This window comes from Vibrio sp. 1288 (genome assembly GCF_033344475.1).
This window is the reverse complement of the sequence record NZ_JAWPOX010000360.1, coordinates 1-791: the sequence shown is the minus strand read 5'-3', so window position 1 is coordinate 791 and position 791 is coordinate 1. Positions and strand designations below refer to the sequence as shown.

Annotated in this window: 1 protein-coding gene; it reads left to right on the top strand. The window is 46.0% G+C overall.

Annotated elements, in window-relative coordinates; genetic code table 11:
• The coding region (locus R8O11_RS26755; RefSeq protein WP_318194815.1) for an NUDIX domain-containing protein at positions 1 to 791 on the top strand (791 nt) is incomplete at both ends.

Below are 791 nucleotides of genomic sequence, written 5' to 3'. Positions count from 1 at the left end.
AAGTGCTACACCTTTGGACTGGCCTAGGTTATTACGCCCGAGCTCGCAACCTTCATAAAGCAGCTAAAGAGGTCGCCCATAAATACAGTGGCGAGTTTCCACTTAATCTAGAACAAATGAATGCGCTTCCTGGAATTGGCCGCTCAACCGCAGCAGCCGTATTATCATCGGTACACAAGCAACCGCATGCCATTCTTGATGGCAACGTAAAACGAACGCTATCACGCTGCTTTGCTGTAGAAGGTTGGCCAGGTCAGAAGAAAGTTGAAAATCAGTTGTGGGAAATTGCCGAAGCGCATACTCCGCAAACTGATGTAGATAAGTATAACCAAGCCATGATGGACATGGGGGCGATGGTTTGTACCCGCAGCAAACCTAAGTGCACCCTATGCCCTGTTGCTGATTTATGTGTGGCGAAAAAACAAGGGAACGTGCTCGACTACCCGGGTAAAAAGCCGAAGAAAGAAAAACCGGTCAAACAAACCCGCTTCGTGATGCTTCATCACCACAATGAGAACGGACACGAAGTATGGTTAGAACAAAGACCACAAACTGGTATTTGGGGAGGTTTATTTTGCTTCCCACAAACCGAACATGTGGACGTCGAAAGCGATATCGATTTACTACTTGAGCAACGTGGTATAAAAGCCAGCGACATCAATAAGCAGGAAACGTTAATCACGTTTCGCCATACATTTAGTCATTACCACCTAGATATCACACCGATTTTGATTGACCTGTCAAAGCAACCCGATGTGATAATGGAAGGCAGCAAAGGTCTTTGGAATAAC